Annotated in this window: 17 protein-coding genes; 7 read left to right on the forward strand and 10 right to left on the reverse strand. The window is 67.9% G+C overall.

Going from position 1 to position 19094, the window contains the following annotated elements; translation table 11 throughout:
- Positions 1-108: 108 nt before the first annotated feature.
- From N5J73_RS21080 to N5J73_RS21110, 7 genes are all read right to left on the reverse strand, one after another.
- The gene (locus tag N5J73_RS21080; RefSeq protein ID WP_049447555.1) at positions 109-513 is read right to left on the reverse strand and encodes a VOC family protein; all 405 of its coding nucleotides are present in this window, start codon (positions 511-513) and stop codon (positions 109-111) included.
- The gene (locus tag N5J73_RS21085; protein WP_049447556.1) at positions 510-1580 is read right to left on the reverse strand and encodes a serine hydrolase domain-containing protein; all 1071 of its coding nucleotides are present in this window, start codon (positions 1578-1580) and stop codon (positions 510-512) included. The genes N5J73_RS21080 and N5J73_RS21085 overlap by 4 nt, the downstream gene beginning before the upstream one ends.
- A gap of 16 nt (positions 1581-1596) precedes the next feature.
- A complete protein-coding gene (locus tag N5J73_RS21090; protein ID WP_049447557.1) occupies positions 1597-3537 on the reverse strand; it encodes a DUF885 family protein in 1941 nt (646 codons plus the stop codon).
- Positions 3538-3631: 94 nt separating this feature from the next.
- Positions 3632-4417 (reverse strand): queuosine precursor transporter, encoded by a 786-nt coding sequence (locus N5J73_RS21095; protein ID WP_049447558.1) that lies wholly within the window; start codon positions 4415-4417, stop codon positions 3632-3634.
- Complete coding sequence (locus N5J73_RS21100) at positions 4414-5109, reverse strand: DUF502 domain-containing protein (RefSeq protein ID WP_005414135.1); 696 nt, start codon at positions 5107-5109, stop codon at positions 4414-4416. Before N5J73_RS21100 ends, N5J73_RS21095 begins: the two co-directional genes overlap by 4 nt.
- A 1408-nt stretch (positions 5110-6517) precedes the next feature.
- The gene (locus N5J73_RS21105) at positions 6518-7234 is read right to left on the reverse strand and encodes a hypothetical protein (protein WP_049451678.1); all 717 of its coding nucleotides are present in this window, start codon (positions 7232-7234) and stop codon (positions 6518-6520) included.
- Positions 7235-7282: 48 nt separating this feature from the next.
- Positions 7283-7735, reverse strand: a complete 453-nt coding sequence (locus N5J73_RS21110) for a DUF4442 domain-containing protein (protein WP_049447560.1) — start codon at positions 7733-7735, stop codon at positions 7283-7285.
- Positions 7736-7956: 221 nt separating this feature from the next.
- Here N5J73_RS21110 and N5J73_RS21115 point away from each other — a divergent pair, with 221 nt between their 5' ends.
- A complete protein-coding gene (locus tag N5J73_RS21115) occupies positions 7957-8409 on the forward strand; it encodes a transposase (RefSeq protein WP_049447561.1) in 453 nt (150 codons plus the stop codon).
- 52 nt (positions 8410-8461) lie between these two features.
- Here N5J73_RS21115 and N5J73_RS21120 read toward each other — a convergent pair whose 3' ends face one another.
- The 3 genes from N5J73_RS21120 to trxA all read right to left on the reverse strand — a co-directional run bounded on the left by N5J73_RS21120 (position 8462) and on the right by trxA (position 12746).
- Positions 8462-10084 (reverse strand): CHASE2 domain-containing protein, encoded by a 1623-nt coding sequence (locus tag N5J73_RS21120; RefSeq protein ID WP_049447562.1) that lies wholly within the window; start codon positions 10082-10084, stop codon positions 8462-8464.
- On the reverse strand, positions 10081-11781 hold the full coding sequence (locus N5J73_RS21125) for a FecR domain-containing protein (protein ID WP_345782448.1): 1701 nt from the start codon (positions 11779-11781) through the stop codon (positions 10081-10083). The genes N5J73_RS21120 and N5J73_RS21125 overlap by 4 nt, the downstream gene beginning before the upstream one ends.
- Before the next feature lie 107 nt (positions 11782-11888).
- Entirely contained in the window at positions 11889-12746 is an 858-nt protein-coding gene (trxA, locus tag N5J73_RS21130; protein WP_049447564.1) for a thioredoxin, read from the reverse strand.
- A 123-nt stretch (positions 12747-12869) separates the two neighbouring features.
- On the opposite strand from trxA, the gene N5J73_RS21135 reads away from it, so the two are divergent.
- The 6 genes from N5J73_RS21135 to rsfS all read left to right on the forward strand — a co-directional run.
- Complete coding sequence (locus tag N5J73_RS21135) at positions 12870-13472, forward strand: DUF998 domain-containing protein (protein ID WP_049447565.1); 603 nt, start codon at positions 12870-12872, stop codon at positions 13470-13472.
- Between the two features lie 105 nt (positions 13473-13577).
- Positions 13578-16220: a leucine--tRNA ligase gene (gene leuS, locus N5J73_RS21140; protein WP_049447571.1), complete on the forward strand. Its 2643-nt coding sequence runs from the start codon at positions 13578-13580 to the stop codon at positions 16218-16220.
- A gap of 136 nt (positions 16221-16356) precedes the next feature.
- On the forward strand, positions 16357-16941 hold the full coding sequence (gene lptE / locus N5J73_RS21145; RefSeq protein ID WP_049447566.1) for an LPS assembly lipoprotein LptE: 585 nt from the start codon (positions 16357-16359) through the stop codon (positions 16939-16941).
- Positions 16942-16950: 9 nt separating this feature from the next.
- Positions 16951-17988: a DNA polymerase III subunit delta gene (gene holA, locus N5J73_RS21150; RefSeq protein ID WP_049447567.1), complete on the forward strand. Its 1038-nt coding sequence runs from the start codon at positions 16951-16953 to the stop codon at positions 17986-17988.
- A 3-nt stretch (positions 17989-17991) separates the two neighbouring features.
- Positions 17992-18657 (forward strand): nicotinate-nucleotide adenylyltransferase, encoded by a 666-nt coding sequence (gene nadD, locus N5J73_RS21155; RefSeq protein ID WP_049447568.1) that lies wholly within the window; start codon positions 17992-17994, stop codon positions 18655-18657.
- 58 nt (positions 18658-18715) lie between these two features.
- On the forward strand, positions 18716-19094 hold a 379-nt coding region (rsfS, locus tag N5J73_RS21160), incomplete at its 3' end, for a ribosome silencing factor (protein WP_279914007.1).

The raw sequence follows: 19094 nt of genomic DNA on the forward strand, positions 1-19094 counted from the left end.
CACCGCCCCACCTCTGACAGATTTCTGCGGCTGTTGGTAGGTGTCGACCTTGGTCGACACGGTAGATCCACGCCATGCGGGGATAAGACCGACCGTGGGAATGCGGGGTCAACCGACTTCGTACAACTCCAGCGGCAGGTCGTCGGGGTCGGCGAAGAAGGTGAAGCGTCGGCCGGTGTATTCGTCGACGCGGATCGGTTCGCAGGCGACACCATGCGCGGCCAGGCGCTGGATGAAGGGTTCCAGTGCAGTTACCCGGAACGCGAGGTGGCGCAGGCCCTGGGCCTCCGGGCGGCTGGGACGGGGCGGCGGCGAGGGGAAGGAGAACAGTTCCAGCTGCCCGCCGTCGGGCAGGGCCAGGTCCAGCTTCCAGGAATCGCGTGCGGCGCGGTGGTTCTCGGCCAGCACGCGCAGGCCGAGGATGCGCACGTAGAAGTCCTTCGAGCGTGCGTAGTCGCTGCAGATCAGTGCGGCGTGGTGGATGCCCAGCAGGCCGTCGGAAGCGGTGTTCATTGCAGGGTGTCCAGCCAGCGCTGGGCGATCTTCAGCGCCAGCGGATAGGGTTCGGGGTCGTTGCGGTTGGTCAGTACGATCACGGTCAGGTGCTTCTCCGGGTGACGCACGATCACGTTGCGGAAGCCGATGCTCTCGCCGCTGTGCCATTGCACCGGGCCATTCAGGCGCCAGCCGAAGCCGTAGTGCGGTACATCCGGTTCGGGCGTCGATGTGGCCGGACTGAACATCGCCCGGCGCGAGGCCTTCGACAACAGGCGGTCGTCGTACAGCGCCGCATCCCACCGGGCCAGGTCGTCCAGCGAGGAATAGATGCCGCCATCGCCGAGCACGGCACTGGTGGTGCTCTGGTCGGTGCGTTGCCAGTGGCCATCGATCCGGCTGTAGCCATAGGCGCGTGCGGTGATGGTATCCACGCCGTCCTGGTGGGCCACGGTGTGGGCCATGCCCAGCGGGCGGAAGATGCGTTGCTGCAGGAAGGCGGCGAAATCCTGGCCGGACGCGCGGCCGACGATCAGTGCCAGCAGTGCATAGCCGCTGTTGCTGTAGCGGTACTGCGAGCCCGGTGCGAAGTTCAGGCGGTCCTGGCGCGACAGCAGGGCCAGCACATCGGCATCGTGTACCTGCCGTGGGTCTGCCGGGTCCATCAGGTCTTCGTAGTCGAGCAGGCCGCTGGTGTGCGACAGCAGCTGGCGCAGGGTGATGGCCGCCGCTGCCGGCGGCAGCTCGGGCAGCCACTGGCGGGCGGTCTGGTCCAGCCCGAGCCGGCCGTCTTCCACCAGCAGCAGCACCGCCGCAGCGGTGAACTGCTTGCTGACCGAGGCCAGCCGGAAGTTGCTGGCGGCGGTCACGGCAGTACCGTCTTCCACCACCGCCAGGCCATAGCCGCGGCGGAATACCGGTTGCCCATCGTGCAGCACCAGAACTGCGGCGCCGGGTACCTGGCCATCGTAGGCCTGCATCAGCCCGTCGATGCCCGCGTCCGGTGGGGTCAGCACCGGTGCGGCGCAGCCTGCCACTGGCAGCAGGCCCAGCACGACGGCGAACAGGGCGACGGCAGGGCGCATGGTGGCTCCGGATGCGTCAGGGTGAAGGCGTGGGTGTAGTGCTGGCCGGCTGCGCCATCCAGCGCTCCATCTTGCGGTCCAGCACATCCAGCGGCATCGAGCCATCCTTCAGCAGTTCGGCATGGAAGCGGCGCAGATCGAAGGCTGCACCCTGGCGTGCCTTGGCCTTGTCGCGCAGGGCGACAATGGTGGTCAGGCCAGCCACGTTGGACAGTGCCTGGCCGGGCTGGGCCATGATCCGCTCGACTTCAGCGTTGGCATCATCGCTGCTCATGTCCACCGTCTTCTGCAGGTAGGCCACGGCCTGCTGCTTGCTCCAGCCCTGTGCGTTGACGCCGGTATCGGCCACCACGCGCGCGGCGCGCAGCAGGCGCGAGTACAGGTAGCCGATGCGGTCGTAGGGATCGGTGTAGATGCCCAGGTCCTCGCCCAGCGTTTCCGCGTACAGGCCCCAGCCTTCGACGAAGGCGAGGTCGCCACCGAGGCGGCGGAAGCGCGGCAGCTTGGCCAGCTCCTGCTGCAGGCCAAGCTGCACGTGGTGGCCGGGGATCGCTTCGTGCAGGTACTGCACCGGCACGTTCCAGCGCTTGCGGCTGGGCAGGTCGCGGGTGTTCACGTACAGCACGCCGGGTTGCCCGGCCGGTGACGGCTGATAGGCTGCGGCGGCGGCGGTCAGCGCACGTTCCGGTTCCACTGCGCGCACGTCCAGCGTCGACTTGGGCAGGGTGTCCAGTACCTGCGGCAGGCGCGCATTGACCTGCTGCTGCACCTGACGGTAGCGGTTGATCAGCGCATTGGCGTCGCCGTACTGGAACTGGCGGTCATTGCGCATGCTGCGCAGCAGTTTGGATGGCGTTCCACGCAGCTTGGCGTCCTTCATCACCGTGGCGATCTGTGCCTGCAACTCCTGCACGCGCTGCTCGCCCAGTGCATGCAGCTGCGCGGCAGTCTGGTCGCTGGCGGTGGTCTGCACGATCAGGTTGGCGTACCACGCCTGGCCATCGGGCAGCGCGCTGAGGCCACTGCTGGCGCGCGTGGCGGGCAGGTATTCGGTGGCAATGAAACCGCGCAGGGCGCGATAGGCCGGCATGATGCGCAGTTCGATCATGCGCTTGTACTCGGCACTGATGCGCGCCTTGTCCTCGGCCGCGATGGTGCTGGGCATGGTGCGGATCGGCGACCAGAAGATGCTCTCTTCAGCGGTCGGCTTGATGACCGCATCCAGCTGCGGCAGCACCTTCTCCATCAGGTCGCGCGGCTGTACCACGCCAGCCTTCATGCCCTGGCGCATGTTCTCGATGGCCTGGTCGAACAGCTCGGGAATGCCCAGCGCGCGGCGCGACCAGGTGTCGTAGTCCTGCACGGTGTTGAACGGCTGTGCGCCGGCACCGGCGCCGAGGATCGCCATGATGCTGCCGACGTTGTAGTACTGGCTGATCGGCATCATCCAGCTGGGGTAGCGCTCTGCGGCCAGCGAGGCGCGCGCATCGCGCACGAAGATCTCGTAGCTGAGCAGGTCCTGGCCCTGCAGGCCGTCGCTGCCGAGCTTCTCCACCTTGCCAAGCCACTCGGTGGTGAAGTCGTGCGATTGCTGGCGCCATGCGGCGGACAGGATGTTGGGCAGCTGGTCGTTGTAGCGGGCCTCGCCCTGGAAGGTCGCCTGCAGCGGATTCAACCGCATCGAGGCATCCCAGTACTCGTCGTACAGGCGCTCCAGCTGCACCTGCTTGGGTACGGCCCGGGCCGGTGCGACCGGACGCGGCGCGGCGCGGCGCGCCGAGCTGCCACGGGCCGGCGCGGTGGCGCGGGCGGGCCTGGCCTTGGGCTTGGCGGCCTGGCGGGTCTGCGCGGCGGCAGGGCGGCTGGCCTTCTTTTTCGCTGCTTCGGCCGACGGCACGGCGCTGAACAGGAACAACGCGGCGATGGCGGCGGCCAGGGCGCGGGTGGGATGCGGCATCAGGAGCTTCCGTGGAACACAGACCGTGGAGCTTGCACGATCCGGCCGCGTACGGCCAGCGTGAAGGCGCAGTCAGCTTTCTGCTGCTGGGGCTTCAGTCAGCCGCGGCTGCGGCGCGCAGCGCGGCGGCTCTGTCTGCACCCAGATAGCGGGTAATGGCACGCCGCATCAGGTACAGCAACGGAATCAAAGCGATCGCAAAGCCCATCTTGTAGATGTAGTTGACGCTGCTGACGGCGAGGAACAGCGAGGTCGACCAGTGTTGCGGGCCCAGCACGAAGGCGATCCAGATCACCACGAAGCTGTCCACCAACTGCGAGACCGCGGTCGATCCGGTTGCGCGCAGCCACACGTGGCGCTCGCCGGTAGCCTGGCGGATGCGATGGAACACCGCCACGTCGATCAGCTGGCCGAGCAGGAAGGCCACCAGCGAACCGGCGATGGTCCACATGCCCTGGCCGAACACGGCTGCGAACGCGGCCTGGTAGTCCGGCACACCGTGGCCATCCATCGAAGTGACCCACCAGCTGGCCGGCGCCAGCGAAATGGCCGCGAAGGCGAACAGGAAGCCGTAGCCGATCAGCACCACCGCCAGCCACGAGATGAAGCGCACGCCGCGCTTTCCGAAAAACTCGTTGATGGTGTCGGTCATGATGAACACCACCGGCCACAGCAGGGTGCCGGCGGTGAAGCTGAGCGAGCCGGTCTGGCCGAACAGGTTCCAGTTCAGCGGATCGATGCCCAGGGTGTCTTCCAGCGCGAAGATCTTCACCCCGATCAGCTCGGCCAGCACCGCGTTGCCGCAGAAGAACGCGGCCAGCACGATGAACAGCAGGACCGCGCGGTCCTGCAGCGGGCGCTCGATCGGCGCCGGTGTCATTCGGTGCGTTCGCCAGTGCGTTCGCCGGCACGGGTGAACGGCACGCTGGACGGCGCTACGGCACCGCCGGAAATGATGAAGCTCATCGCCTGGTCGACGGTCCAGTCGGTCGGGGTCAGCAGCTCCACCGGCACGATCTCCAGATAACCCGAGGTCGGGTTCGGCGTGGTCGGCACGTACACGGCGGCCAGCTCACGGTCGGTGCCGTGTTCCTTGATCACGCGGGTGACCAGACCGACCGATTTCATGTCGCGGTGCGGGAAGTCGATCAGCACCACGCGCTGGGTGCTGCCCGGCTCGGTCTGAAGCATGTCCAGCAGCTTCTTGGCGCTGTCGTAGATGATGCTGGCCAGCGGAATGCGCTTGATGACCGCGCCCACCCAGCGCAGCAGGCGCTGGCCGAGCACGCGGCGGCTGGCCACGCCCACCGCCAGGATCACCAGCAGGGTGGCCAACAGGGCGATGGTGTCCTGGATCCACTCGGCGCGGACCCAGCCGAGGTAGTGCGGGAAGCTGGTCGCGATCTGCTCGGAAAGTGGTACCACCAGCGGGCTGGAAATGCCCGACAACAGCACGAACACGAACTTGACCACGACCCAGGTCAGCCAGATCGGCAGCAGGGTGAGCAGGCCGGTCAGGAACAGGCGCTGCAGGGAAGGGCGGGGAACCAGGGCGGGGGCTTCGAGCGACATGTGCGCATTGTAGCGGCCGCCGTGGGTCGATTACGCTGGGGAATCGACTGCGGCAACGGCACATGGAAGGGAAGCTGTGTTGAAGATTCTGCGCGGACTGGGCTGGACCCTGGCAGGCCTGCTGGTGCTGGCCATCGTCGTGTGGTGCGCTTCGCGCATGTGGCCGGTGCCCGAATCGCGCCTGCAGGCGCAGCAGCGACTGGAAGCACGCCTGCCGGCGACCGGCCACAACGGTTATGCCTTGTTGTGGACGCTGCCGTTCGACGATCTGGATGCCCAGCAGCGCGAGCAGGCGCTGGCCGAGGATGTACGGCGCTGGGAAGCCGATGCACATGGCGGAAGCAGCGGCCGGACACACCTGGTGGCCAACCATGCCGAGCTGCACTCGCGGCCCGGGGCCAGTTGCGGGCCGGCCGCCAGCGGCTGTCTCGCCCAGGTCCGCGCGGACCCGCAACGCTTCGTGGAGGCCCACGCCGGGCACCAGCAGTTGCATGCGCGGCTGGATCAGCTGGCCGACGCCGACTACTTCGCGTCGCCGTTCCGGCCGAAGGGCGAGGGCATTCTGGTCCCGTTGCCGGCCTATGGCGTGGTGATGGACGCCACCAGTGCACGCGCGCTGGCCTACGTGCAGGGTGACATTGACGGTGCCCTGCGTGGTGCCTGCCGTGGCCTGCAGCTGGGCCGGCGACTGGTGCCCGGCGGCAGCTATCTGGTCGAGAGCATCATCGGTGCCAGCCTGGTGCAGGCCAATGCCCAGCTGCTGGCTGACATGCTGGTCGAACTGCCTGCCGACCACCCCCTGCCGGCCGAGTGCGAACAGGCCATGCAGCCGTTGCGGGCCGAGGAACAGAGCCTGTGCCGTGCGATGCAGGGCGAGTACGCGATGAGCCGGGCGGCGATCGAGTCCTCGGCCCAGGAATTTGGTGGCGTCCTGGTGCTGGATCGGAGCAGCACGTTGGCGCGCGTGGCCGGCAATCTTGGCTGGGCCTGTGGCGCAGCCGCCACGGCCGCGCTGGAGGCCGATCGGCCGCTGCCGGTACAGGCGCCGCCGCAGCGGGACTTCGGTTGCCTGTCCAATGTGATGGGGTGCGTGCTGACCGAGATCGCCGCGCCGGTCTATCCCGCATATTCGTCACGGTCCCAGGATGCGGCGGCGATGCTGCGCCTGCTTGGCGCCCAGCGCTGGTTGCGGCAGCAGGCGCAGGACCCGGCTGAGGCGCTGCAGCGGTTGCCTGCGCAGTTCCGCTCGCCGGTGCGGTCGCCGCGGCTGTCCGTCGATGGCCGCCATCTGCTGGTGCCGCGTCGTTCGCCACCGCGTGGTGACGCTGAGAGCCCCTGGTTGTCCGTACCGCTGATGGCCGACGCCGGCGCCCGGCGCAACTGCCGCTGCCCGCGACTGAACCGTGGCTCAGCCGGTACCGGCCTGCGGATCGAATGCCCAGCCATCGCCGACGGTCTGCAGCGTCCAGCGGCGGGTGCCACGCAGTGGCTGCCAGTGCACGCTGTCCTTGTCGTTCTCGATGCTGCCTTCGGCGCGCCTTACCTTGCGCGTGGAGAAGTTCACGCTCAGCGATTCGGTCTTCCCGGAATTGCGCATCACCGAATCTTGGTCGTAGCCGATCAGCGCGAACGCGCCATCCTGCCAGCGGAAAGTGAAGGCGGTGGTACCCATCGACCAGCTTCCGGCGCTGGCGAATGAAAACAGCGCGATCCTCAACGTGCCACGCTGGATGCTGACACCACCTTCTTCAAGCGGATCGCTCATGACCGGGTTGTCCGGGCGCGGAATCAGCTGATGGTCCTGCACCGCCAGCACATAGCCGGTTGGGCGCGACCATGCCACGGCGAGAATGCGCGGGTTGCTGTCGTATGGCGATGGGCCGAAGCCATCGTGTTCGATGACATTGCGCGGATCCTGCTGGCGCAGCACCAGTACCAGGTCCGCGCGGCCATCCCGGTCGAGATCGCCTTCGATGCTGGACTCCAGCGTCCAGCCGTCGGGCACGAAGCCGGCAGCAGTGGCAGCCTGGGCCGGCAGCGTCGGGTACTGCACCGTCGGCAGGTCGAGCGCATGGGCCGCGCACGGCAGGGTGCTCAGCAGTGCTGCAAGGGTGTAGGGGCGCATCGGGGCCTCCATGGCAGAGGGCAAAGAGGATAGCGCCCCAGCGTTGATTCAGCGTGCGTGCGGCTTCAGGCGCAGATAGACCTGCTTGCGCACCTGGGCGACAACCTCGCCGCTTTCATCGACCACGTCGTTGCTGAACCAGCGCAGCACCTTTTCACCGCCAGCTGCTTCGGCCCGCAGTTCATCCAGCAGCGCATCGTCGATGCGGAACGACGTACGCACCGTGCCGCGGCCGGGCTTGAGGAAATCGATGGCACCGGCCCGGTCCCATACGTAGTAGTCGCGGCCGAGGATGTGCAGCAGGCCCAGCATCCAGAACGGATCGGTCATCGCAAACAGGCTGCCGCCGAAGTGGGTGCCGACATAGTTGCGGTTCCATGGCCGCAGGCGCAGTTCGACATCGATCTGCCGGTAGTCCGGCGTGATGCGGGTGACGTGGATGCCGGTGAACAGGAACGGCGGCCAGAGATTGATACCGAAGCGGAACAGGCGGGCGTTCATGCGAAGGCCGGGCAGGAGGCGAGGCTGCCAGTCTAACCATTCGCATGCGTATGTTGTAGCCTGGGCGAGCGTCCGCACGATTCGGACGTGGTCCGGCGAATTGTAGAGTCGAGCTTGCTCGACTGCTTTCAGGGCAGCAGCGAATACGCTCGACGCCATCCGATAGCTATTTCAGGGTTTTCCCGATGGGTACGGCCCGGTCTCCGGCCCATGCTGTTTACATGCCCAGCCCTGCCTTGTTGCGCGGTCGATTTTCCGCAATCGGATGCTTCTACGTAGTCACCGCTGTCACCGCGGGTCGTCGACGCATCTTTGCAGATACGCGACACGCGGCGCCCCTGATGGACGGCCTTCGTGACAGTGACCGCCGTGGACTCACGCGATCATTTGCCTGGGTGGTAATGCCCGATCATCTGCATTGGGTCATGCAGCTGCGTCAAGGAACCCTGGGGCGATGCATGCAGTCACTGAAGTCCAGAGTGGCCATTGCAGTCAATGTGCACTCCGATGAAGGACGGCCGGTGTGGCAGCGGGGCTACTACGATCATCTGATCCGGAATGAGGCGGATGTTCGGCAACAGTCACTGTATGTACTGGCCAACCCCGTGCGCGCGGGCCTGACACCGCGGCTGGGAGACTATCCGCTTGCGTGGTGTCGCTGGCCGCTGGAATGAGGCGGAGGCAGTCCAGCAAGCTCGACTCTACAGGCGGTGTGCACATCCCGCGTCATGCGCCGTCGATGACATACCCGTCGCGGCCGTTGGCCTTGGCCTGGTACAACGCGGTGTCGGCGCCTTCGACGAAATGATGAGGTTGCAGCGTGCCATCGGGTACGCGGGTGAACACGCCGATGGTGAGGGTGACGCCTGCTTCGCTGCCGTCACCGGGCGCCGGCACTGCACGCACGCAGGCGATCAGGTCCTCGATGACCTGGCGCGCGCCTTCGGCCGGGGTATCCGGCAGCACCAGCGCGAACTCATCGCCGCCGTAGCGCGCGGCCATGTCACGCGGGCGCCGCGCATGCGCGCCGATCAGGCGTGCGACATCGCGCAGCACGCGGTCGCCGACCTGGTGGCCATGGCGGTCGTTGTGGCGCTTGAAGTGGTCGACGTCGATCAGCGCCAGGCTCAAAGGCTTGCCACTGCGCCGGGCTGCATCGCATTCCTGCTGCAGCGACTGCTCGAAGCGCAGGCGGTTGCCAAGACCGGTCAGCGCGTCGCGGTTGGCCTGGCGGTGCCAGGCCGAGATCCGCCAGATCGCCCAGGCCAGCAACACCAGCAGAACGCCCAGCATTGCGCTGGCCGGTGCCCACCACAGGTCACCGGCGCGCAACAGCAACCAGCTCAGCAGCGGTGGAAGCGGCAGCGAGCACAGCGCAGCAAGCCATGGCAGGCGCAGGCCGAGCAGGATCACGCACAGCGCCACCAGCACGCCGCTGATGGCATGCTGCCAGAGGCGTGGCAGCAGATCGATCTGCTTGTGCTGCAGCAGCATCGAAGCAATGTTGGCCTGGTACTCACTGCCGCTCATCCAGAACTCGCGGGTGGTCGGGGTCAGCAGCCGCGGTGCGATGCCGCTGGCGGTCATGCCCACCATGATGCGGCGGCCATGCAGCATCGCCATGTCCACGTGACCATCCAGCACGTCGGCATAGGACACCTGCGGCAAGCGCTCGGGCGGCCCGGCATAGCGCACGCGCACATAATCGTTGCGCCGCCATTGATAGGGCGAACCGATCTCCGGATGGGGGTCAGGCAGGCCGTGCACCGCGCCCGGCGGCAGGTCGGCCAGCGCCAGCCCCAGCGCCGGCCAATGCGCCTGGCCGATGCCGGCGTGCAGGTACACGCCGCGGGCGACACCATCGCCGTCCACTTCAACGTCGGTGTGGCCGATGGCGGCGGCACTGGCCGCAATCTGCGGTACCGGCAGCATTTCCTCAGCCATGCGATCACCGGCCGCGGGCGCGGCCAGCACCGGCAGCACTACCCGGCCATTGCGGCGGATGGCCGCGGCCAGCGCCTCGTCCTGGCGGCTGTCGCGGCGGTCCGGTTCGGACAGCATCAGGTCCAGTGCAACGCGTTCGGCACCGGCATCGGTCAGCCGGTCCAGCAGGCGGGCATGGATCGAGCGGGGCCAGGGCCATTGGCCGATGCGCTGCAGGCTGCCTTCGTCGATCGCCACGATCAGCACGCTGGGGTCGGGACGATAGTCCCAGTTGCCGACCATGGCGTCGTAGGCAGCTTCATCCTGCCGCCACAGCCATTGGCCCTGGCTGGCGATCACGGTCAGCACGCCAGCCAGCAGCGCCAGCAGGATCCTCTTCGACCACGGCAGTGGCGAGCGCCTCATAACAACAGCCACAGCAGCAGGGCGCCGCCGCCGGCGCCGTAGCACAGGCGGCACGGCAGCTTGATCTGCTGCGCCGGCGAGTACTCGCCGGCATGACCGTCATCGTCGATGTACTGCACGCGTACATGCAGGGTGCCGCTCCACGGCCGCTTGAAGCTGACCTGTGGCTCGGCAACCGTCTCATCGACCAGGGGGGCCTTGAAGTCGCCGCGGCGATCGACCTGCACCCGGTAGCGCTGGCCGTCGCTGCCGGCCTGCCAGCGCAGGGTCAGCTCACCGTGCGCGGCCTCCGGCGGCTGCAGGGCCGGATCGACTGGTTCATTGCTCAGTTGCAGCGGCAGCGCCTGGCCATAGCGGCCCTGGTGACTGTTGCCATCGCGCGAGGCCACGCGCCAGAAGTACTGCCCCGGCGGCAGTGGTTGTGCCAGGCGCAGGTCGGTGCCCTGGGTCGTCTGTTCCTGCAGTGGCTGCACGAAGCTCGGCTCGGCGGCGATCTGCAGCACGCTGCTGCGTGCGCCGGGGGCCTGGCTCCAACGGAAACGCGGCCGGTCGCTGTTGATCGTCTGTCCATGCAGCGGGGCCACCGTCAGCGGTGGCGGCGGTTGGTCGCTGAGTTCGAAATCAACGCTGGCATCCAGGCCTTCCACGCCCTGCGCGTCGACGGCGCGCAGCAGCACGCGCAGCTGCCCGGGCGGCAGGTCGCCGATGGCCAGGCGGGTGTCTTCGGTGGTTGCGGCAAACAGCAGGATTTCCGGCGTTGCCGCCTGCACCACTTCCACGCGGTAGTGCGCGGCGCCAGGGACCGCTTCCCAGGCCAGCAGGGTCGGCAGCGGCGCCAGGCGAAGCTGGTCATTTCGCAGCGTCGGCGCCGGCAGCAGGAGCGAGACCGCAGCGGGGGCTGCGTCTGCGCTGCTGCTGCGGGTAGCCTGTCCAGGTTGGACCATGCGCTGGCCGTGGGTGTTGCCGACCTGCACCTTGCCCTGCAGGACCTCGGTGGCGGCAACCTGGTCGGTGTCACCGGCGCTGACCCGGAACACGGTACCGCGCACGCTGCTGGTCGCGGTGGGGGCGTCGATGATGTAACGCGATGCCGGGCCGCGGGCGGGCGTCACCCGGTTGCTGGCACGGCCCTGCTGCAGGCGCAGGCGGGTATCGACCATGCCAGTATGGCCATAGCGGCTGAGCTGGTCCAGGCGCAGCCGGGAATACTCGCGCAGCTGCAGGCGCGAGGCGTCGGCGAATTCAAGAGTGACGCTGGAGTCGCCTTCGGTCTGCACGGTGTCACCGATGCGAAGCTGTTCCCCGGCGAGTATCGCGCGGGTGGCACTGCCATCGGCGCCTGACAGCTCAACCTTGCCGCGCACCGACAGCACGCGGGCGGGCGCAGGCTCGATGCGCAGCCAGCTGATCGGGAAGCGCAGCAGCTGGCCCGGCGGCAACTGGTAAGGATTGTCGATGCGGTTGTGCTGCTGCAGCTGCTGCCAGCGTACCGACGGCTTCAGGTACAGGCTGCCCAGATCCCACAGGGTATCGCCGGGACGGACCCGGTAGTTCCAGTCCTGGGCGGTGGCCAGACCCGGCAGCAGCAGGAGGGTACAGAGCAGGATGCCCTGGAAGCGCATGGCGAACGACAGCGAGCGGACGAAGGTCACAGTTTGCAATCCCGGCAAAACGGGGGTGCAGCTGCAAGACCCCATGGCCCCGACCTCATCCCCCCGAACGGATCGTGGCGGCCGAGCGGCCGCCATCCCGCGCATTATTGCCCGCGTTCAGTGCAGGGATTCTGAACGAAGTCCGTTCCCGTTCAGAACAGCAGGGAGGCCATCCGGCGGCGGTACTGGCCAACCAGGTCCTCGTCGGAGATCACATTGAAGGCGTCGATCAGGGCCTTGCGCGGCAGCCCTTCCTCGAAGGCGCGGTCGATCCGCAGCATTTCCAGGAACTGGGCGAGTGCGGCCTCATCGTGGCCGCCCAGCAGCAGCTGCACGCCGCGCAGGTGTCGGGCCTTGAGGTCTTTGCCGTCGGCGGCAATGCGCGCGTCCAGCACTTCGGCCGCGGGTGCATCCTTCAGTGCGGCGGCGAAGGACAGGCGGGCACGGGCGCGCACGGCACGGTCGTCGGTGGCGAGATTGGCGGGCAGGCCGTCGATCAGCGTGCCGGCCTCGTCCACGCCGCCGATCTGCAGCAGGGCCAGGGCCAGGTCGAGCTTCAGCTCGTCCTTGTCCGGCTCGGCGGCGATCTGCGCACGCAGCACATCCACCTGTGCCTGCGGGTCCAGCGGTGCCTGGTCTTCGGCAGCGGCGTCGCCGATGTCGGCCGGCACGATGCCGTGCTGGGCCAGGAATTCACGCAGCTGACCTTCCGGGATGGCCCCCGGGAAGCCATCCACCAACTGGCCGCCCTTGACCAGGAATACGGTCGGCACCGAGCGGATCTGGAAGGCCGCAGCGATCTGCTGTTCAGCGTCGACGTCGACCTTGGCCAGCTCGAAGGCGCCGTTGTATTCGGCGGCCAGCTTTTCCAGCATCGGCCCGAGCGTCTTGCACGGCCCGCACCAGGTGGCCCAGAAGTCGACCAGCACCGGCGTCTGCAGCGACTTCTGCAGGACTTCGGCCTCGAAGGTCGCAGTGGTGGCGTCGAATACGTAGGTCGTCTCGGTCATGGGGGAGGCATCGTTTGGCATCTGGAAACCGATTCTATGGTGACGATCGATACCGGTCTCAACCCGCGATGCCGCAAATGCCCGACAATGCGGCCTTCCTGCCGCTGTTGTTCCGGAGCCCGCATGTCGTCATTGTCCCCGCTGTTGCGCCTGTCCGGGGTGATCGCCGCGCTGCTGTTCGTGCTGGCGGTGATGGGCTTCGGCTCCGGCCTGGAAGGTTATGCACAGGCGCGGCACCCGGTGGCCCTGCTGGGTGCGCGGGGCGTGCCGCACGCGTTGGCCTTCAATCTGCTGGGTTTCGTGCTGCCGGGCCTGCTGGCGGTGGTGGTGGCCGAATGCCTGCGCCGGCGACTGCCGGCCAGCGCTGGCTGGGCGCCGCGGGTGGGCAGCCAGATGCTGCTGTTGGGCGGGCTGGCCTTCGCCGCGATGGGCTTGCTGCCGCTGGATGTGGACGATCTGCACGGGCCAGCCAGCCAGCTGCATGCCAGTGCCTGGATGGTCTGGGTGCTGGGCTTCGTCGCCGGCACCCTGTTGCTGGGCATCTCCCGGTTGCGCCAGGCGCGCGGCCGCGCCCTGGGCGGGGTGGCGGTTGCCTGTGGCGTGCTGGCCGCGCTGGCGGCCTTTGCCCTGCAGGGCGTGTTGCCGGCGCCGCTGGCACAGCGGCTTGCCTTCGCCTGCTGGGCCGTCTGGCTGGCACTGGCCCTGCCGCTGTCGCGCCCGCACTGAGACGGCCTCCGGGCGCAATCGGCGCCGGCGGTCGACGGGCAGGATTGGAGCCATTTGCCGCACTGCGGTACGCTGTACCGCTTTGCCGCCGCAACCGCGTGTTACATGACCAGCGTCGAACCCAACGTTTACGATCCGCAGCAGGTTGAATCCGCCGCCCAGAAGTACTGGGACGCTACCCGTGCCTTCGAAGTCGACGAGACTTCGGACAAGCCGAAGTACTACTGCCTGTCGATGCTTCCGTATCCGTCCGGTGCGCTGCACATGGGCCACGTGCGCAACTACACGATCGGCGATGTGATCAGCCGCTACAAGCGCATGACCGGCCACAACGTGCTGCAGCCGATGGGCTGGGACGCGTTCGGCCTGCCGGCGGAAAACGCGGCGATCAAGAACAAGACCGCGCCGGCGGCGTGGACCTACAAGAACATCGATCACATGCGCAGCCAGCTGCAGTCGCTGGGCTATGCCATCGACTGGTCGCGCGAGTTCGCCACCTGCCGCCCGGACTATTACGTCCATGAGCAGCGCATGTTCACCCGCCTGATGCGCAAGGGCCTGGCGTACCGCCGTAACGCGGTGGTGAACTGGGACCCGGTCGACCAGACCGTGCTGGCCAACGAGCAGGTCATCGACGGTCGCGGCTGGCGCTCCGGCGCGCTGGTCGAGAAGCGCGAGATTCCGCAGTGGTTCCTGCGCATCACCGACTACGCCCAGGAGCTGCTGGACGGCCTGGATGAGCTGGACGGCTGGCCGGAATCGGTCAAGACCATGCAGCGCAACTGGATCGGTCGTTCCGAGGGCCTGGAAATCCAGTTCGACGTGCGCGATGTCGACGGCAGCGCGCTGGACCCGCTGCGCGTGTTCACCACCCGCCCGGACACGGTGATGGGCGTGACCTTCGTGTCGATCGCCGCCGAGCACCCGCTGGCGCTGCATGCGGCGAAGAACAACCCGGAGCTGGCGGCGATGCTGGCCGACCTGAAGCAGGGCGGTGTATCCGAGGCCGAGCTGGAAACCCAGGAAAAGCGCGGCATGGATACCGGCCTGCGCGCGCTGCATCCGGTCACCGGCGAGCCGGTGCCGGTCTGGGTCGCCAACTTCGTGCTGATGGGCTACGGCACCGGCGCGGTGATGGCCGTGCCGGGCCATGACCAGCGCGACAACGAAGTGGCCAACAAGTACGGCCTGCCGATCAAGCAGGTGATCGCGCTGAAGGATGCGCGCACCGAAGAGGAGCGCAACTGGGACGGCAGCCGCTGGCAGGACTGGTACAGCGACAAGAGCCGCGCCTTCGAGTTGGTGAATTCGGCCGAATTCGACGGCCTGGACTTCCAGGGCGCCTTCGAAGCGCTGGCCGAACGTTTCGAGCGCAAGGCCCAGGGCCAGCGCCGCGTCAACTACCGCCTGCGCGACTGGGGCGTGAGCCGCCAGCGCTACTGGGGCTGCCCGATTCCGGTGATCTACTGCGCCAAGTGCGGCGCGGTGCCGGTGCCGGAAGAGCAGCTGCCGGTGGTGCTGCCGGAGGACGTGGCGTTCTCCGGCACCGGTTCGCCGATCAAGACCGACCCGGAATGGCGCAAGACCACCTGCCCGGACTGCGGTGGTGCGGCCGAGCGCGAGACCGACACGTTCGACACCTTCATGGAGTCGAGCTGGTACTACGCCCGCTACACCTCGCCGGGTGCCCGTGATGCCGTCGACAAGCGCGGCAACTACTGGCTGCCGGTCGACCAGTACATCGGTGGCATCGAGCACGCGATCCTGCACCTGATGTATTTCCGCTTCTATCACAAGCTGCTGCGCGACGCGCGGATGGTGGACAGCAACGAGCCGGCGCGCAACCTGCTGTGCCAGGGCATGGTGATTGCCGAGACCTACTACCGCCCGAACCCGGACGGCTCGAAGGACTGGATCAACCCGGCCGATGTGGAAGTACAGCGCGACGAGCGCGGCCGCATCACGGGCGCCACCCTGATTGCCGACGGCCAGCCGGTGGTGGTCGGTGGCACGGAGAAGATGTCCAAGTCGAAGAACAACGGCGTGGACCCGCAGGCGATGGTCGGCAAGTACGGCGCCGATACCGTGCGCCTGTTCTCGATGTTCGCCGCGCCGCCGGAACAGTCGCTGGAATGGAACGAAGCCGGCGTGGACGGCATGGCCCGCTTCCTGCGCCGCCTGTGGGCCCAGGTGCAGAAGCATGCCGCCGACGGTGCCGCCCCGGTGCTGGACGTGGCCGCACTGGATGCCAACCAGAAGGCACTGCGCCGCAAGACTCACGAGACCATCGGCAAGGTCGGCGACGACTATGGCCGCCGCCACAGCTTCAATACCGCCATTGCCGCAGTGATGGAACTGATGAACGCGCTGGCCAAGTTCGAGGACGGCAGCGAGCAGGGCCGCGCGGTGCGCCAGGAAGCGTTGCAGGCCATCGTGCTGCTGCTGAACCCGATCACCCCGCATGCCAGCCACGCCCTGTGGCAGGTGCTGGGCCATGGCGAGACGCTGCTGGAAGACCAGCCGTTCCCGCAGGCCGACGCTGGCGCGCTGGTGCGCGATGCGCTGACCCTGGCCGTGCAGGTCAACGGCAAGCTGCGTGGCACCATCGAGGTGGCGGCCGATGCCGCACGCGAGCAGGTCGAGGCGTTGGCCCTGGCCGAGCCGAACGCGGCCAGGTTCATGGAAGGCCTGGCGGTGCGCAAGATCATCATCGTGCCGGGCAAGATCGTGAACATCGTCGCTGCCTGATGCACCCCGCATCGGCCACCCGCGTGGTGGCCGGTGCCTTTCCGATGCAGGGCCATGTGCATGATGGCCCTGCATTCACGCGGCTTCGGGCACGCTGTGTGTTGCCGTGATCGCCCGGCTCCGCCAGACTGTCTCCATGACCCGAATCCTGCTTGCCCTCGTTCTTGCCCTCGGCCTTGCCGGCTGCGGCTTCCATCTGCGCAACAAGCTGATGCTGCCGACCGATACGGCGCCGGTGAAGGTGGTCTCCACCGCGCCTTACAGCGAACTGGTCAAGCTGCTCAACCGCAGCCTGCTGGCGTCCGGCGCCAAGCTGGCCGATGAGGACAGCAAGGAGCCCAGTACCCAGCTGCAGGTGCTGTCCGAACGCTGGGGCGACCTGCCGATCGCCATCGACTCGCAGGGCCGTGCCCAGGAGTACAGCCTGCGCTATGCGGTCATCTTCATCTTCCGTCGCGAGGATGGCAGCGAGCTGGTGCCGCAGCAGGTGATCGAGCTTTCGCGCGACTACGTGTCGCCACCGACCGACGCCACCGGTACCACCACCGAACGCGAGATCCTGGCCGATGAACTGCGCCGGGAAATGTCGGCGTCGATCATCCGCCGCATCGACAGCGTGGTCCGCGCCGAGATCGAGAAGGGCGGCAGCCTGTCGGCACCGAAGGCCAAGCCGCTTGAGGGTGCGGTGCCGGCCGAGCCGGTCCCCGCAGCCAAGCACTGAGCTGCGGCGATGGAACTGCGTCCGGAGCAGCTGGCCGGCCAGAGCGCTGATACCGCGCTGGCACCGGTCTATCTGATTGCCGGCCCGGAAACCCTGCGCGTGCTGGAGGCGGCCGACGCCATCCGTGCACGTGCGCGTGCCGCCGGTATTGGTGAGCGCGAGGTGTTCGACGCCGATGGCCGCGATTTCGACTGGAACCAGCTCGACGCCAGCTTCAATGCGCCCAGCCTGTTCAGCGCCCGCCGCCTGGTTGAGGTGCGCCTGCCCAGCGGCAAGCCGGGCAAGGACGGCGCCGAGGTGATCAGCCAGTTCTGCGCCAACCCGGCGCCGGACGTGGTGCTGATGATCACGGCCAACGAATGGAGCAAGGCCCATCAGGGCAAGTGGGCCGAGGCGGTCAACCGCGTCGGCGTGCTGTCGGTGGCGTGGGCGATCAAGCCGCACGAACTGCCGGACTGGATCGAGCGGCGCCTGCGCGGCAAGGGCCTGCGCGCAGATCCGGCCGCAGTGCAGCGCCTGGCCGAGCGGGTGGAAGGCAACCTGCTGGCTGCCGCACAGGAAATCGACAAGCTGGCGCTGTTGGCTGATGGCCAGCCATTGGATGTGGAACGGATGGAGTCGCTGGTGGCTGACGCTGCCCGCTATGACGTGTTCCGGCTGGTGGAGGCGACGTTCTCCGGCCAGCCGCCGGCCGTGCTGCGCATGCTGGCCGGCCTGCGCGGTGAAGGCGAGGCGGTGGCCGCATTGATGCCGATGGTGATCCGCGAACTGCTGGCCGGCGCCGGCCTGGCCCGCGTGCAGGCCCGCGGCGGCAATCTGGCCGCCGAAATGAAATCGCGTGGCATCTGGGAATCGCGGCAGGCGCCGTACAAGCGCGCGCTGCAGCGGCACCCGGAAGGCAAGCGCTGGGAGCGCTTCGTGGCCGAAGCGGGCCTGGTCGACCGCATCGCCAAGGGGCGGGCCGACGGCGATGCCTGGCTGGCACTGGAGCGCCTGCTGGTGGCCGTGGCCGAACCGCGTGCCGTGCGCCTGCTGGCGCGGGCCTGAGCAATGAGCCTGCGGATCTATTACGGGGGCACCTTCGATCCGGTGCACCTCGGGCACCTGGCGATCGCGCGGGCCGCCCGTGACGAACTGCAGGTTGCCGTGCGCATGCTGCCGGCGGCCGACCCGCCGCACCGTGCGGTGCCCGGTGCCACTGCCGAACAGCGTTGCAGCATGCTGTCTCTGGCCATTGGCGACGAACCTGGCCTGCTGCTGGACCGGCGCGAGCTGGACCGCGCCGCCCGCTATCCCGGTCGTCCTTCCTATACCGTCGATACCCTGCGCGAACTGCGTGGCGAACTCGGCCCGAGCCGGCCGCTGGCCTGGCTGGTCGGCGCGGACAGCCTGCTGGGCCTGGCCGGTTGGCACGAATGGGAGGCCCTGTTCGGGCTGGCGCATTTCGTTGTGGCTGAACGGCCGGGCAGCCCGCTGCGGGCCTCGCTCGATGGCGAGCTGGGCCACGCGCTGGAAGGGCGCTGGGCCGACAACGAACAGGCCCTGTTCGCCAGCGCGGCCGGGCGCATCCTGCGCCTGCACCACCCGCTGCGCGAGGAATCGGCCAGCGCCGTGCGCTCACAGATCGCCTCCGGCGGCCCCTGGCGCGCACTGCTGCCGCCGGCCGTGGCCGACTATGTGGCTGCACACGGGCTGTACCGCCCGGCCACGCCGTGAATGGCGCGGCGGCGCCATCCCCGTATAATCGCCCCCACGTTTATCGAGTCGATCCACTTTGAGCAACCAGACCCAGCCCCAGACCATCAAGGTCGATCTGCCCAGCCCGCCGCCGTCCGTGCCGGAACTGCTGGCCAGCGTCCGCCAAGCCACCGAAGACCTGAAGGCCAAGGACCTGGTCGAGATCGACGTGCGCGGCCGGTCCAGTGTTGCCGACTACATGATCGTCGTTTCGGGCACCTCGACCCGCCACGTCAAATCAATCGCCGATGAAGTCGTGCGCTTCGCCAAGAACATCGACGTGATGCCGCTGGGTGTTGAAGGCGAGCGCGAAGCCGAGTGGGTGCTGGTCGATCTGGGCGACGTGATCGTCCACGTGATGCTGCCGCGCGTGCGTGAGTTCTACGCCCTCGAGCGCCTGTGGACCGTCGGCGACC

The organism is Stenotrophomonas sp. GD03654 (assembly GCF_029845105.1).
GTDB classification, from domain to species: Bacteria; Pseudomonadota; Gammaproteobacteria; order Xanthomonadales; family Xanthomonadaceae; genus Stenotrophomonas; species Stenotrophomonas africana.

What these genes read in the sequence shown, in the direction of transcription:
- N5J73_RS21105 (WP_049451678.1), bottom strand. Translation starts at nt 7,234, where the DNA reads ATGCGCCCCTACACCCTTGCAGCACTGCTGAGCACCCTGCCGTGCGCG.
- N5J73_RS21090 (WP_049447557.1), bottom strand. Translation starts at nt 3,537, where the DNA reads ATGCCGCATCCCACCCGCGCCCTGGCCGCCGCCATCGCCGCGTTGTTC.
- N5J73_RS21085 (WP_049447556.1), bottom strand. Translation starts at nt 1,580, where the DNA reads ATGCGCCCTGCCGTCGCCCTGTTCGCCGTCGTGCTGGGCCTGCTGCCA.
- lptE (WP_049447566.1), top strand. Translation starts at nt 16,357, where the DNA reads ATGACCCGAATCCTGCTTGCCCTCGTTCTTGCCCTCGGCCTTGCCGGC.
- N5J73_RS21125 (WP_345782448.1), bottom strand. Translation starts at nt 11,781, where the DNA reads ATGGGGTCTTGCAGCTGCACCCCCGTTTTGCCGGGATTGCAAACTGTG.
- N5J73_RS21115 (WP_049447561.1), top strand. Translation starts at nt 7,957, where the DNA reads ATGCCCAGCCCTGCCTTGTTGCGCGGTCGATTTTCCGCAATCGGATGC.
- N5J73_RS21080 (WP_049447555.1), bottom strand. Translation starts at nt 513, where the DNA reads ATGAACACCGCTTCCGACGGCCTGCTGGGCATCCACCACGCCGCACTG.
- N5J73_RS21095 (WP_049447558.1), bottom strand. Translation starts at nt 4,417, where the DNA reads ATGACACCGGCGCCGATCGAGCGCCCGCTGCAGGACCGCGCGGTCCTG.
- N5J73_RS21100 (WP_005414135.1), bottom strand. Translation starts at nt 5,109, where the DNA reads ATGTCGCTCGAAGCCCCCGCCCTGGTTCCCCGCCCTTCCCTGCAGCGC.
- N5J73_RS21120 (WP_049447562.1), bottom strand. Translation starts at nt 10,084, where the DNA reads ATGAGGCGCTCGCCACTGCCGTGGTCGAAGAGGATCCTGCTGGCGCTG.
- N5J73_RS21110 (WP_049447560.1), bottom strand. Translation starts at nt 7,735, where the DNA reads ATGAACGCCCGCCTGTTCCGCTTCGGTATCAATCTCTGGCCGCCGTTC.
- N5J73_RS21135 (WP_049447565.1), top strand. Translation starts at nt 12,870, where the DNA reads ATGTCGTCATTGTCCCCGCTGTTGCGCCTGTCCGGGGTGATCGCCGCG.
- trxA (WP_049447564.1), bottom strand. Translation starts at nt 12,746, where the DNA reads ATGACCGAGACGACCTACGTATTCGACGCCACCACTGCGACCTTCGAG.
- holA (WP_049447567.1), top strand. Translation starts at nt 16,951, where the DNA reads ATGGAACTGCGTCCGGAGCAGCTGGCCGGCCAGAGCGCTGATACCGCG.
- leuS (WP_049447571.1), top strand. Translation starts at nt 13,578, where the DNA reads ATGACCAGCGTCGAACCCAACGTTTACGATCCGCAGCAGGTTGAATCC.
- nadD (WP_049447568.1), top strand. Translation starts at nt 17,992, where the DNA reads ATGAGCCTGCGGATCTATTACGGGGGCACCTTCGATCCGGTGCACCTC.